This is a genomic window from Algoriphagus ornithinivorans (genome assembly GCF_900115305.1).
In the GTDB taxonomy this organism is placed as follows: Bacteria; Bacteroidota; Bacteroidia; order Cytophagales; family Cyclobacteriaceae; genus Algoriphagus; species Algoriphagus ornithinivorans.
The window spans coordinates 45394-57843 of record NZ_FOVW01000008.1 but is presented as its reverse complement, the minus strand read 5'-3'; the positions used below and the strand labels follow the sequence as shown (position 1 = coordinate 57843).

Here is a 12450-nt window from a genome sequence, read left to right as displayed (position 1 = left end):
GAAATAAAATACTTGGCTTTAAATAAAACAGAAATCAAAATGTTGGAAGATTAGAGATTGATGGATTACTTCTGTCTTCCGTCTCCGGTCTTCCTTCTTACTTATGAAAATAGCCGTAATCAAATACAACTCCGGCAATGTGCAGTCGGTCTTGTATGCATTGGAGCGATTGGGAGCAAATGCCGAGCTCACAGACGATCCTGAGAAAATCTTAAAGGCTGATAAAGTCATATTTCCGGGGCAGGGTGAGGCCAGTACAGCGATGACTTATCTCAAGGCCAGAAAGCTGGATCAACTAATTCGGGAAATCAAGCAACCATTTTTGGGTGTTTGTTTGGGTTTACAGTTGCTTTGTGAGCATTCTGAGGAAAACAATACCGATTGCTTGGGTATTTTTCCGGTGAAGGTCAAACGCTTTATCCCAGAAAACTCACAGGAATTCAAGGTGCCGCATGTGGGTTGGAATGAGTTGGAAAATTTGGCTGATAATCCTTTGCTGAAAAATTTACCAGATACCCAGTTTTTGTACTACGTGCACAGCTTTTATGCAGAATTGAGTGAGGCGACGATTGCTACGACTCATTATATCCATGATTTTACGGCGATTCTCCATCGGGATAATTATTGGGCCATTCAAGCCCACCCTGAGAAAAGCAGTACCGTTGGGGAGAAGCTACTTTCCAACTTCTTAAGCATTTAACAAGGCTTCGACTCCGCTCAGCCTGACAAGGATTTCGGTCAGGTCGAGCGGAGTCGAGACCTTCATAATTATATCTCAAACCATTAAACAAAGGTGTCTAGATTCTCGAATCTAGGCTCTTGTATCTCAATTATGTTCATCATCCCCGCAATAGACCTTATAGGTGGCAAGTGCGTTCGCCTCAGTCAGGGCGATTATAGCAGCAAAAAAGAATACCACGATGACCCTGTTGAAATGGCCAAGCGTTTCGAAGATGCAGGCATCCAAAGACTTCACTTAGTAGATCTGGATGGAGCGAAAGCCAAGCGCATTGTCAATGATCAGGTGTTGTTGGATATCACCCAAAAAACCAGTCTCAAAGTGGATTTTGGCGGTGGTGTTCAAAGTGAGGAGGAAATAGAAAAAGCCTTTTATCTGGGCGCTTCTCAAGTAACTGGAGGTTCGGTAGCTGTGAAGAAGCCTGAGATGTTTAAATCCTGGCTTATCACTTATGGGCCCGAAAAACTCATTTTAGGAGCAGATGCAAAGGACCGAAAAATCGCCATTCACGGTTGGGAAGAGACGACTGAGCAGGATTTGATTCCTTTCATTCAATCTTATTTTCAATTAGGGGTTCGCTATGTGATCTGTACTGACGTAGCAAAAGATGGCTTGCTACAAGGCCCTTCTACGGATTTGTATAGAGAGATTTTGGAAGAAATGCCAGACTTGAAACTGATAGCCAGTGGAGGAGTTTCATCGGTCAAGGATTTGGAAGAGTTGGAAAAAATCGGAGCCTATGGGGCAATTGTGGGAAAAGCCTATTATGAGGGGAAGGTGAGTTTGGAGGAAATGGCAGCCTTTTAATGTATGATTTACGATATCAGATTTACGACTTCAATTGGACTTTAATCCTTTAATAAGTAATCTCAACCTTGAGTTTCTAGGTTTGAGGTTCCTTAAAATCCCGTAAATCGTCTTTCGTAAATCGTAAATAAAAATAATATCGACCACCGAACTTCGAATGAAGAATAATGAAGTTTTGAATCAAATAAAATGTTAACAAAGAGAATTATCCCCTGCCTAGATATCAAAGATGGCCGCACGGTCAAAGGAGTGAATTTTGTCCAATTGAGAGATGCAGGGGATCCGGTGGAGTTGGCGAAAGTCTATTCTGAGGAGGGAGCGGATGAACTGGTGTTTTTGGATATTACAGCTACGGTTGATAAGCGAAAGACTTTGGCTGAGTTGGTGACCAAAGTTGCCATGGCGATCAATATTCCCTTTACAGTTGGCGGAGGGATTTCTACAGTGGAAGATGTGAAAGTCTTGCTGAATGCAGGTGCCGATAAGATTTCCATCAATTCTGCTGCGGTCAACAATCCCAAGGTAATTGATGAAATGGCACGAGAATTCGGCTCACAATGCATTGTGGTGGCAATCGATACCCGTGATGTAGATGGAACGGATTATGTTCACACGCATGGAGGAAGAAAGCCAACCCTTTTGCAAACTCAAAAATGGGCAAAGGAAGTAGCTGATCGGGGAGCGGGTGAAATTTTGCTTACTTCCATGGATCATGACGGAACCAAGGCAGGTTTTGCGAATGAGATTACGGCTGAGATTTCATCTGCACTTTCTATTCCTGTGATTGCATCCGGAGGTGCGGGCACCATGCCGCATTTCAAAGATGTGTTTACCTTTGGAAAAGCAGATGCAGCTTTGGCAGCCAGTATTTTCCACTTTAAGGAAATACCGGTACCAAGCTTGAAGGAATATTTGATTGGGGAGGGAATTTCAATTAGAAAATAAGATAAGCTTCGCTAGATAATTTCAAAGATATGCTTCGCAAGATATATGCAATTTAACCCTTGATCATTGGTTAAATATCTTATCCGCAATAGCGGATTTATCTTCCAGTATCTGCGCAGCTATCTTTTAAAAATCTGGATTTTTAAGAAAAATCAGAATTTTCAAAATATAGTATAGTTATAACCAAAATCCTCGAGGTTTTGAAAACCTCAAAGGTTCAAGAATATGAAAATAGATTTCAATAAAATGAACGGCCTAGTACCAGCCATAGTCCAAGATGTTATTTCCGGTAAAGTCTTGATGCAGGGCTTTATGAATGAGGAAGCGCTGGCAAAAACGCAGGAGTCGGGAAAGGTGACTTTTTTCAGCCGTAGTAAAAATAGATTGTGGACGAAAGGTGAGACTTCAGGAAATTTTATGGAGTTGGTTTCGATGGCTGTCGACTGTGATGGAGACGCAATTTTGGTTAAAGCCAATCCTCAGGGCCCTGTTTGTCATACTGGTTCGGATACCTGTTGGAATGAGGTAAATTCTTCCAAAACCGGTTTTATCGATCAATTAAGGGCCATTATCAAGGATCGAAAAAATAATCCTTCTGATCAATCCTACACGGCTTCTCTTTTTGCCAAAGGTATCAATAAAGTGGCCCAAAAAGTAGGGGAGGAAGCGGTGGAAATCGTGATTGAAGCCAAGGATGACAACAAAGAGCTATTTCTAGGGGAAGCAGCGGATTTGCTATTTCACTATCTCGTTCTTTTGGAGGCCAAAGGCTATGAATTGGATGAAGTGATGAAGGTGTTGATAGAGCGGCACAAAAAGTAAGGAAACTTACTGGGTAGATTTATTCGTTAAAATAATCTAAGTCAGTATATTAGGATATGAATTCTTTCAAAAGGATAACGATAGATCCCGAAATTTGTCATGGAAAGCCTACGATTCGTGGAATGCGTTGGCCAGTAGAGGTCTTGCTGGATTTGCTGGCTTCTGGGATGTCTATTGAAGAAATATTAGAAGATCACCCAGAATTAGAGAGAGAAGATATTTTAGAAGCTTTAAAATTTGCAAGAGCTTCTTTATCAGGGGTAGAAGAGCTTTAAGATGAGATTTTTATGTGATGTTCACATACCATTCAAGTTAGTTCATTTTTTTAAAAAACATGGTTTTGATGCCGTTCATGTGAACGATATTCTAAATGGATATTACTCCAAAGATTCTGAAATTTCTGAATACTGTGATCAATATGGATATATTTTAGTTTCTAAAGATTCAGATTTTAGGCATAGCTATTTTCTCAATTTTAATACAAAGAAACTTCTTTGGATTAAATTAGGTAATATTTCTAATGATCAATTGATACAGGTAGTTGAAAACCTATTTGAAGTTCTTGGCCAACTTGATAAAAGAGATAGTTTTTTGGTGGAATTAAAAGGAAAATCGAACTATTTAATCTATTAGGTTATTTCCTCACCTGTCCATTTCCTCTGACGATCCACTTGTAACTTGTCAATTCTTTAAGGGCCATAGGGCCCCGTGCATGTAGTTTTTGGGTGGAAATTCCGATCTCCGCACCGAGTCCAAACTGCGCCCCATCTGTAAAAGCTGTGGAGGCATTGGCATAGACAGCTGCGGCATCCACTTCCAATAAAAACCGTTCGATGTGTTCCTGATTTTCAGATATAAGCGCTTCTGAATGTTTGGAAGAATAGATCTGGATATGTTGTAAAGCCTGCTCCAGATCATTGACGGTCATTATGGCTAGCTGTAAACTCAAAAATTCTGTTCCAAAATGTTCCGGCTCGGCTAGGTGAATCAAATTAGATTGGTTCAGCGCATGAAAAGCCTGCTCATCTGCAAAGATTTTCACCTCACTTTCCAATAAAGGCTGAATCAAGTCATTCAGATTATTCAGGTGACTTTGATGAATAATCAAACAATCCAAGGAATTGCAAACGCTGGGTCTTCGGGTTTTGGCATTGTGGATGATCGCTTTGGCCTTCTCTAAATCAGCTGATTCATCCACGTAGGTATGAACGATTCCGGCACCTGTTTCAATTACCGGAACTTTGGCATGCTCTCGCACAAAATTGATTAGACCCTGAGAACCTCTCGGAATCAAAACATCCACATAGCCAACAGCTTCCAGAAGTGCCTTGGTCGCTTGCCGATCAGCTGGTAAGAGTTGAAATGCCTGAGTTGAAATCTCATGCTTTTCCAAAACCTCATGAATCAGAGAAACAATGGCTCGATTGGAGAAATCAGCATCCGAACCTCCTTTGAGCACCAGTCCATTCCCGGATTTTAGGGCAATGGAAAATACATCAAAAGTTACATTGGGCCGGGCTTCATAGATAATTCCAACTACTCCCAGAGGCACACTGACTTTCTCGAGGTAAAGTCCATTTGGAAGCATTTTTTCCTCCAATTTGAGATGGAGAGGAGTAGGTAACTGGCTGACTTGAAGAATTTCAGAGGCGATGCTTTCTATCCGGGATTGATTGAGCAGCAAACGGTCGTACATCGGATTTTGAGGATCCATGCGTTCCAAATCCCTCTGATTTTCAGCCAAAATAAAATCAGTTTTCCTGATAGCCAATGCCGCTAAATCCTTCAAAATTGACTGGATTTTTTCATCAGAAAGCCTGATCAATCCTAAAGAGGCGTTTTTGACAGATTCAAAAATATTGGAGTACTCAGTCATGATCGAATAAATAGAGGTAATTATAATGAATCAGCGCTTTGTGGTTTTTTTGGCCAAGCTTTTCAATAGCCGATTTGGATGAATATTCTGCTCTTCCTAAGCCTACTTTATCCCCCTTTTCATCCCGAATCAGCAAGATATCACCTTTGGAAAACTCACCTTCTAACTTGGTGATTCCAATTGGCAAAAGGCTTCGTATGACATCGGAAGTCAAAGAAGCTTTGGCACCGGAATTAATGAAGACTTCCCCTTTGTAATAATGCGCGCCATGGGCCAGCCATTTCTTGGGGGCTTGTTTTTTCTTTTTGGGTTCAAACCAAGTACATCGTAATTTTTTATCCGCAAAAGCCTGCAACACTCCATTTTTCTTCCCGTTGGCAATGATGACCTGAATGCCCAAATCTGCTGATTTTTTTGCCATGGCATATTTGGTTAGCATACCACCCCGACCAAAGGAAGATTTGGTAGCGGAGATATAGCTAGAAACTTCCGGCGTATCAGAAGCTATTTTTTCGATCAGCTCTGAGTCGGGTTCAGCGGGATTTCCGGTAAAGATCCCATCCACATTAGTCAGCAGCATAAGGGTATCCGCATTGATCATCGCTGCGGTCAGACTGGCTAACTCATCATTGTCGGTGAACATTAATTCCGTAATTGTCACGGTATCATTCTCGTTGATTACCGGAAGGATTCCCTGCTGCAACAAAGCTTCGATGCAGTTTTTCATATTGAGAAAATGCTTTCGGTCTCGAAAATCCTCCTTGGTGACCAAAATCTGAGCGATTTGAATTCCTTTCTTTTCGAAATAGCCTTGATATTGATGTATGAGCCGGATTTGTCCGGTAGCTGCCCAGATCTGTTTTTTGAAAACAGGATTGAGCTTTTCCGGTATGGCCACAGCTTGTCTTCCAAATGCCACTGCTCCCGAACTTACCAACACTACTTTTTTACCTTGCTCGATCAGGAAACTAATCTGAGAGACTAAATGCTTCATCCGCTCCAAATCAGGCATGCCATCGGACTGGGTAAGTACGTTGGAACCTATTTTGATGATGATTACCTTGGATTCGAGCATATTTTAGAGAATATGCATGAAATTAAGTGTTTTGTTGCAGAAACGCTAAGGCAAGAGCTGTCTGTTTGAAAAATGAAAAATTAGGCTTTGTAAAAAATCTGTTTGTTTAAGGATGAGGAGACTATAAAAAAGCCATGCTCATGGTTCCTACCAGCATCAATATTTTTGCCCAGGTGCTGAGTTGGGTGAAGTGGTCTTTGCGGTCCGCGAGGTAAATTTTTCTCATAAACCATACAAAGGCAATCCCTAGACCTCCAAAGTAATAGAATAACTCAGGCTTATTAATTTCAAAAGTGATAATCAGAATGGCTGAGACAAAACAAAGAGCAACAATGAAAATCACTTGCTTGGTCTTTCGGAATCCAATGACAATGGGAAGCGTACGACAACCATGTTTTCTATCTCCATTTCTATCTTCAATGTCTTTGAGGATTTCCCGAATGAGGTTTAAGAAGAAGGCAAAAATGGCGTAAGTCAGTACCAATAGTTCGTTTTTCTGGTAATAAAAGGCAACCAGATAAACTGAAAGTCCTGTCAGAAAAGCAACCGTTAAATTTCCAATAAAGGGTTCTCTTTTGAGTCTGTTGCTGTATAGCCATAATAAAAAGGCTGCCACAAAATTAACAATGGCAATTCTGGGAGCCACTAGGACGCCCAATCCTATTCCTGTGAAATTGAAAATGGTATGGAGAAAAATCACCACTCTTCGCTTGATTCCCTTGCCGACGATTACTTCATTCGGTCGGTTGACATAATCGATTTTTACATCGTAATAGTCATTGATCATATAGCCGGCAGCCGTAATCAACAGTGTTGCCAAAATCAATAAATACAGCCGATAATCCTGAAGAACAGACAAACCTTGGGGAGTTCTTTCTATCAGGAAGTATGCTGCCATCAACTGGGCAAAAGCTACCATGAGCAGATTAATAGGTCTGCTGATCCGGAAGAGTCCCCGGATAGATATCGTTCTGTCTGTCATGGTTGAATTCATTCCCCCAAAAATACAGGAAAAGGAATCTAAACAGCGATTTGTGGCTGTAACAAATCAAGAAAATCGATTCCGTAAATTTTCAATGAAGGTTTTTCTTTATTCGTTAACTTAAAGAGTCAATTTTTAAACCCATAAGCCATGTCTCATTCATCCAATCAATCCAGAAGAGATTTCATTGCCATGTCCGGAAGCTTCCTGGCCGGTAGTTTTTTTATTCATCCTGTTGCCCAAGCTTTAGACTTAGTTGGGCCAAAGGATGGTAAAATGAAACTTGCTCTAGTTGGCACTGGAATCAGGGGCACGACCATGTTTGGCAGGGATGTGCTAAGATCTTATGGGGAATTGGTTGAATTTGTTGGGCTCAGCGATATCAATCCAGGAAGATTGGCTTATGCAAAGAAGTTTATTGGAGCTAACTGCCCTGTATTCACAGATTTTGACCAGATGCTGAAAGAAGCCAAGCCTGATGTCTTGATCGTCACTACCATGGACAGTACACATCATGAGTTTATTATCAAAGGGCTGAATGCTGGTATTCATGTGATTTCGGAAAAGCCGATGACCACGGATGAATTTAAATGTCAGGATATTCTAGACGCAGAGAGAAAATCCGGGAAAAAACTCATTGTAACTTTCAATTACCGCTATTCTCCTCATCGCCAAAAACTCTATGAGCTATTACGGGCAGGTGAAATCGGAGAACTGACCTCGGTAGATTTTCACTGGTATCTGGATGTGTACCATGGTGCTGATTACTTTAGAAGATGGCATAGAAGAAAGGAGTTTGGAGGAACTTTGCTTGTGCATAAGTCCACGCACCATTTCGACCTATTAAACTGGTGGATTAATTCGGATCCAGAGGAGGTTTTTGCTTATGGTTCATTGGAGTTTTATGGAAAAAAAGGACCTTTCCGTCATACTACCTGCCGGGGATGTCCTCATTCCGATCAATGTGATTTTTATTGGGATATCACCAAAAATGAACATCTGGTGAATCTCTATCCAGAGAATGAGCAGTATGACGGGTATCACCGGGATGGCTGTGTTTTTCGGGAGGATGTAGATATCTATGATAAGATGGCTGTTCAGGTCAAGTACAAAAATCAGGTTCAGGTCAGTTATTCCCTGACCACTTATTCACCCTATGAAGGTTACCGAATTGCCTTCAATGGCACGAAGGGACGTTTGGAAGCTTGGATCAAGGAGCGACAGCCATGGGAGGAGGCCGATGCAGATGAAATTCATCTGACCAAGAATTTTGGAGAGCGGCAAATCATTACTATTCCGCATGGAGGTGGAGGACATGGTGGGGGGGATACCCGATTGAAGGATAAACTCTTCAAGGATCCAGCCATGGCTGATCCTTGGAGACAATCAGCCGGAAGTAGAGATGGTGCGATGTCCATCTTGGTAGGAATAGCTGCCAGAAACAGTATCGAGAGCGGAAAGCCAGTCAAAATAGCAGACCTGACGGATATAGAATTAAAGGAAAGTGGGAGAGGGGTTTAATGTAAAACTCTTCATAAGCCTGACTTGACACTTCTATTAGGTAGTAAAAATGCTAAACAAAGAAATTCGCCTTGATTAATGGTTTGCTCAAAAAGACCCGGAAACTTCAGAATAACTTATTCTGCCAATTACAAACTTGGCAGGATACTGTCTTCTGATATTAGTCTTTTATCCTCCAGGGTGGGTTTAGTCGGTTTTTTCCGGCACAAAATAAAACCAGTTGATTTCCATCTAGATCTTTTAATCTCGCTTCCCTCCATAACCACATCTGGTCGGATGGATCTTGTTCGAATTCAATTCCTTTACTTTTTATTTTTTCAACATGTTCATCAAGATTTTCACATTCAAAGTAAACATGGATTCCGTCTCCCATTCGTAATTTGTCTGTAAGATGAATTGAAAAAGTAGAGTTACCATTCGGACATTTAAATCGCGCATAATGTGGTAGCGATTTTACAATTAATTTCAGTCCTAGTTTTTCGTAAAAAGGGATTGCTTTTGTTAAATCTAATGAAGGAACTGTGATTTGGTTTAGATTCATATTGTCTCAGTCGGTTTACTTTTCGCAAACGTAGGTAGAGACGCTGTGGCGATGTTTAGGCGCCATTGTTGTTCTCCACGGTGTCGGCGGTAGTTTCTATTTCTTAATTCTAAATTTGTCAACTACTCTCTTTATAAATTTTGAAATTATATTAAGATCATTCTTAATGGAATTTTTTTCAAACTGACTAATTGAAGACTTAATGAATTTTATATCATTTTTTATAAAATCTTTTTCCAATTGACTAACCTTGCTTTTTAATTCAAGAATTAGATTAGATAACTGAATATTTATTTTTTCCGATTCTGGCTGATTGTTCCAAACTCCTTTTAAATCTTGCCAAACTTCATTTTGTTCTTTACTCCACATATTATTATAATTTATTGGTTAGACAATTCAACAATACTTTTTTTATTCTTTTCATTTTTACGGCTATATGATTCTCCGTTAAGCCAGTAATAACAGCAATATCTTTATATGGTAATTCTTCTAAATAAAGAATAATGATGGCCCTACTCTTTTCCTCTAATGAAGATATGCAGGAAGTAAGAGCGTTAAACTTTTCTTGCTGATTTTTATCCTGATTAACATCCACAGGAATAAATTCAATTGATTCTAATCGAACTAATTTGATATTTTCATTTACTGATTTCCGTTTTGAACGAAGACAGACATTTAGTGTTATTTTATAAATCCAGGTGTTGATGCTTGATTTTTCTTTAAAAGTTGAGAACGATTTCCATATTTCGAAAACAACATCTTGAAAAAGGTCTTGTGGTTCTAACGGATGTACCGAATATATTTTACAAATTCGGTAAATTTTATCTTTATTGATCTCGAGTATTTGTTCAAATGTGTAAGTGGATTGGTTTTGCATCTAATTTATTTTAAACTCTCTATTCATATTAGTTACAAGAGTTCTTAAAATATGACAGAAAATCTGATTTAATTTCGAGATTTCTAATTACTGCCAATATTTGTTTTTACGCATATTTCAACCGGCAATGGTGTCGATATTCGTTATGTTGGCAATTTTCCTCGCTTTGGTTCACGCAAATTAAGAATTCCGGAAGCTCCATCTATTGAAATCGGTACGATTTTCTTTGAAGTAACCAAAGTATGGCTGAAACCTCTGGATTATTCAAAATGCTGTTAACTAGAGAGTTTCGGATTGATAAAAATCGAGTTTTTAAAATCTGCCGAAATTCACTTGGCGAGCTTGAGGATGCGGGATGCTCCCTGTAGTACCAGCGCAAATACTATACTTCCGATGATCAGATCTGGCAGCTTGGAGTTAAACCAATAAACTAATAATCCTGCCAGGATTACCCCGGAATTGATGATAACATCATTCGACGTGAATATCATACTTGCCTGCATATGAGCTTCTTTACTTTTAGATTTTTGAAGTAGATACAGGCAGGTAATATTGGCAGCTAATGCCAAAATGGAAACGATTATCATGGTTTTGAAATTGGGCATTTGCTCAACCCCAATAAAGCGACGGACTACTTCCACGAAACCGATAAGTGCCAAAGACATTTGAAAGTAGCCAGCGATTTGGGCTACTTTTTTCTTTTTCGCCAAGCTTCCACCGATTGCCAATAAACTCAATCCATAGACAAATGCATCAGCCAACATATCCAGACTATCAGCAACCAAACCCATAGATTTGGAAATAAGACCAGTGCCCATCTCGATTAAAAAGAAGGAGAAATTGATACCTAAGACGGTCCAGAGTAACCTTTTTTGTTGATTGTTTTGGGAAGAAAAAGAAGCATCACTCTGCTCGGTTCGGATTTTTTCAGCACCCAGCTTCAGTTCTTGTAGGGCTTTTTCAATTTGCTCCAAATTCCCACTATGGAATACATGCAAATTCCTTTTTGGTATATCGAATTCAAGATGCTCAATGGATCGAACAGTCTGAAGCTTCATCTGAATAAGGCTTTCTTCAGAAGGGCAGTCCATCTGTGGTATTTTAAAAGTTGTTTTTTGCATGGCTTACATATCTTCAGAGTTAGAAAATACTATCTGTTTTTGATCTTAGATTGATTGAAAAAAGGGATTGAAAAAGAAAAAATCCTATTCATTTTACAATCCTACAGTAGGTTAAAATTTTAAAATAAATACTCTTTTCATGCAGCATTCAAAAATATTCCGGTAGCCAAATCGAAAGCTACCGGATTAGTATTAATTAAAGCTAAAAGATAACTTGAATTAGTATTTCAAAACTTCGTCTTTATCCCATATTCCCCAGAAAGCTCCTACATCTCCCTCTGAGCCTACTTTCCAAGATTCATCAAATGAAGAGAAGTAGAATAATTCAATATTCTCTTCTTTTGACCATTGCTGGGCATTGATGAAATATTTGATAGCATTTTCGGTCGATGGAACAGCCCCTCTCAGGTTGGTGCCTTGATCTGGCCATCCAGTCTCTGTAATAATCACCCGCTTTCCTTTGCCTGCATTCTTTGCTATGCGATACATTTCTTTCATATAAAGCAAGGAATGCTCCAAGGGACATCCTTCCCAAAATGGATAGCAATTCGCCAAAATGAGATCACAGGCTTCGGATACCTCCGGATGATCTTCGAATTCATAATAGGCATCCACATATCCGACTGGTACTTTTTTCTGGATTTTACTTTTGACCTCTTGAATATGGCCCAGTAACTCATCCACCGTCAAATCTCCTCGGTATAATACCTCATTGCCCACAGCCGCAATATCCACCAAACCTTCATTCACCAACTCAATCAAATTGGCAACCTCTTTGGCATTGGTCTCAGGATTATCGCCCAGCCAGGCTCCAACCATCGTTTTGATCCCCATCTCCCGGGCTACTTTTGGGATGAGCTCATTTCCTTCGGTGGTGGAGAAAGATCTGATCCATTTGGTATGAGGCTTCAGGACCTCCAGTCTTTTTCTGATTTGCTCTTCTGTAAGTTGATCTCCAGGTTTTTGACCTTCCACATAGGGACTAGCACAAAATCCATGAACTCCATCTTTCAGTTGATTTCTTAAGGTTTGCTTGAGTTCTTCTAAAGATTTGTCAGATAAATCAGAGGAGGCGAGGGAAAGAAATTTTTCTTGTCTAAATGATGGCATGGAAAGGCTAAATTAATTGTTCGATAATTTGAAT

At 39.8% G+C, this 12450-nt stretch carries 15 protein-coding genes; 7 read left to right on the top strand and 8 right to left on the bottom strand.

What is annotated here, in order from left to right:
* Nucleotides 1-103 precede the first annotated feature (103 nt).
* The 6 genes from hisH (at nt 104) to BM073_RS18330 (ending at nt 3946) form a co-directional block, all read left to right on the top strand.
* Nucleotides 104-700, top strand: a complete 597-nt coding sequence (gene hisH / locus BM073_RS13305; RefSeq protein WP_091654820.1) for an imidazole glycerol phosphate synthase subunit HisH — start codon at nt 104-106, stop codon at nt 698-700.
* A 132-nt stretch (nt 701-832) separates the two neighbouring features.
* Nucleotides 833-1546, top strand: coding sequence for a 1-(5-phosphoribosyl)-5-[(5-phosphoribosylamino)methylideneamino]imidazole-4-carboxamide isomerase (hisA, locus tag BM073_RS13300; RefSeq protein ID WP_091654819.1), 714 nt, complete (start codon nt 833-835; stop codon nt 1544-1546).
* A gap of 189 nt (nt 1547-1735) precedes the next feature.
* Nucleotides 1736-2491 carry an imidazole glycerol phosphate synthase subunit HisF gene (gene hisF, locus BM073_RS13295; RefSeq protein ID WP_091654818.1) on the top strand — a complete coding sequence of 252 codons (756 nt, stop codon included), beginning with the start codon at nt 1736-1738 and terminating at the stop codon, nt 2489-2491.
* Nucleotides 2492-2716: 225 nt separating this feature from the next.
* Nucleotides 2717-3313: a bifunctional phosphoribosyl-AMP cyclohydrolase/phosphoribosyl-ATP diphosphatase HisIE gene (gene hisIE / locus BM073_RS13290; RefSeq protein WP_091654817.1), complete on the top strand. Its 597-nt coding sequence runs from the start codon at nt 2717-2719 to the stop codon at nt 3311-3313.
* Between the two features lie 56 nt (nt 3314-3369).
* Entirely contained in the window at nt 3370-3588 is a 219-nt protein-coding gene (locus BM073_RS13285; protein WP_091654816.1) for a DUF433 domain-containing protein, read from the top strand.
* Between the two features lies 1 nt (nt 3589).
* On the top strand, nt 3590-3946 hold the full coding sequence (locus BM073_RS18330; RefSeq protein ID WP_091654815.1) for a DUF5615 family PIN-like protein: 357 nt from the start codon (nt 3590-3592) through the stop codon (nt 3944-3946).
* A 1-nt stretch (nt 3947) separates the two neighbouring features.
* On the opposite strand, the gene BM073_RS13275 is transcribed toward BM073_RS18330, so the two are convergent.
* The 3 genes from BM073_RS13275 to BM073_RS13265 all read right to left on the bottom strand — a co-directional run bounded on the left by BM073_RS13275 (nt 3948) and on the right by BM073_RS13265 (nt 7246).
* Nucleotides 3948-5189: a glutamate-5-semialdehyde dehydrogenase gene (locus BM073_RS13275; protein ID WP_091654814.1), complete on the bottom strand. Its 1242-nt coding sequence runs from the start codon at nt 5187-5189 to the stop codon at nt 3948-3950.
* On the bottom strand, nt 5182-6264 hold the full coding sequence (gene proB / locus BM073_RS13270) for a glutamate 5-kinase (RefSeq protein ID WP_091654813.1): 1083 nt from the start codon (nt 6262-6264) through the stop codon (nt 5182-5184). Before proB ends, BM073_RS13275 begins: the two co-directional genes overlap by 8 nt.
* A gap of 121 nt (nt 6265-6385) precedes the next feature.
* The gene (locus BM073_RS13265; protein ID WP_091654812.1) at nt 6386-7246 is read right to left on the bottom strand and encodes a geranylgeranylglycerol-phosphate geranylgeranyltransferase; all 861 of its coding nucleotides are present in this window, start codon (nt 7244-7246) and stop codon (nt 6386-6388) included.
* A 150-nt stretch (nt 7247-7396) separates the two neighbouring features.
* Here BM073_RS13265 and BM073_RS13260 point away from each other — a divergent pair, with 150 nt between their 5' ends.
* Complete coding sequence (locus BM073_RS13260) at nt 7397-8767, top strand: Gfo/Idh/MocA family protein (RefSeq protein ID WP_091654811.1); 1371 nt, start codon at nt 7397-7399, stop codon at nt 8765-8767.
* A 160-nt stretch (nt 8768-8927) separates the two neighbouring features.
* Here the strand turns inward: BM073_RS13260 and BM073_RS13255 are convergent, their stop codons facing one another.
* From BM073_RS13255 to BM073_RS13235, 5 genes are all read right to left on the bottom strand, one after another.
* On the bottom strand, nt 8928-9308 hold the full coding sequence (locus BM073_RS13255) for a VOC family protein (protein WP_091654810.1): 381 nt from the start codon (nt 9306-9308) through the stop codon (nt 8928-8930).
* 96 nt (nt 9309-9404) lie between these two features.
* Nucleotides 9405-9677 carry a hypothetical protein gene (locus BM073_RS13250; protein WP_091654809.1) on the bottom strand — a complete coding sequence of 91 codons (273 nt, stop codon included), beginning with the start codon at nt 9675-9677 and terminating at the stop codon, nt 9405-9407.
* 4 nt (nt 9678-9681) lie between these two features.
* Nucleotides 9682-10185, bottom strand: coding sequence for a sigma-70 family RNA polymerase sigma factor (locus tag BM073_RS13245; protein WP_091654808.1), 504 nt, complete (start codon nt 10183-10185; stop codon nt 9682-9684).
* Nucleotides 10186-10514: 329 nt separating this feature from the next.
* The gene (locus tag BM073_RS13240) at nt 10515-11306 is read right to left on the bottom strand and encodes a cation diffusion facilitator family transporter (RefSeq protein ID WP_091654807.1); all 792 of its coding nucleotides are present in this window, start codon (nt 11304-11306) and stop codon (nt 10515-10517) included.
* Nucleotides 11307-11525: 219 nt separating this feature from the next.
* Nucleotides 11526-12416 (bottom strand): glycoside hydrolase family 17 protein, encoded by an 891-nt coding sequence (locus BM073_RS13235; protein WP_091654806.1) that lies wholly within the window; start codon nt 12414-12416, stop codon nt 11526-11528.
* Nucleotides 12417-12450 lie beyond the last annotated feature (34 nt).

Bases quoted from the DNA above. Each gene is read 5' to 3' on its own strand.
- hisH (WP_091654820.1), top strand. From the start codon at position 104: ATGAAAATAGCCGTAATCAAATACAACTCCGGCAATGTGCAGTCGGTC.
- hisA (WP_091654819.1), top strand. From the start codon at position 833: ATGTTCATCATCCCCGCAATAGACCTTATAGGTGGCAAGTGCGTTCGC.
- hisF (WP_091654818.1), top strand. From the start codon at position 1,736: ATGTTAACAAAGAGAATTATCCCCTGCCTAGATATCAAAGATGGCCGC.
- hisIE (WP_091654817.1), top strand. From the start codon at position 2,717: ATGAAAATAGATTTCAATAAAATGAACGGCCTAGTACCAGCCATAGTC.
- BM073_RS13285 (WP_091654816.1), top strand. From the start codon at position 3,370: ATGAATTCTTTCAAAAGGATAACGATAGATCCCGAAATTTGTCATGGA.
- BM073_RS18330 (WP_091654815.1), top strand. From the start codon at position 3,590: ATGAGATTTTTATGTGATGTTCACATACCATTCAAGTTAGTTCATTTT.
- BM073_RS13275 (WP_091654814.1), bottom strand. From the start codon at position 5,189: ATGACTGAGTACTCCAATATTTTTGAATCTGTCAAAAACGCCTCTTTA.
- proB (WP_091654813.1), bottom strand. From the start codon at position 6,264: ATGCTCGAATCCAAGGTAATCATCATCAAAATAGGTTCCAACGTACTT.
- BM073_RS13265 (WP_091654812.1), bottom strand. From the start codon at position 7,246: ATGACAGACAGAACGATATCTATCCGGGGACTCTTCCGGATCAGCAGA.
- BM073_RS13260 (WP_091654811.1), top strand. From the start codon at position 7,397: ATGTCTCATTCATCCAATCAATCCAGAAGAGATTTCATTGCCATGTCC.
- BM073_RS13255 (WP_091654810.1), bottom strand. From the start codon at position 9,308: ATGAATCTAAACCAAATCACAGTTCCTTCATTAGATTTAACAAAAGCA.
- BM073_RS13250 (WP_091654809.1), bottom strand. From the start codon at position 9,677: ATGTGGAGTAAAGAACAAAATGAAGTTTGGCAAGATTTAAAAGGAGTT.
- BM073_RS13245 (WP_091654808.1), bottom strand. From the start codon at position 10,185: ATGCAAAACCAATCCACTTACACATTTGAACAAATACTCGAGATCAAT.
- BM073_RS13240 (WP_091654807.1), bottom strand. From the start codon at position 11,306: ATGCAAAAAACAACTTTTAAAATACCACAGATGGACTGCCCTTCTGAA.
- BM073_RS13235 (WP_091654806.1), bottom strand. From the start codon at position 12,416: ATGCCATCATTTAGACAAGAAAAATTTCTTTCCCTCGCCTCCTCTGAT.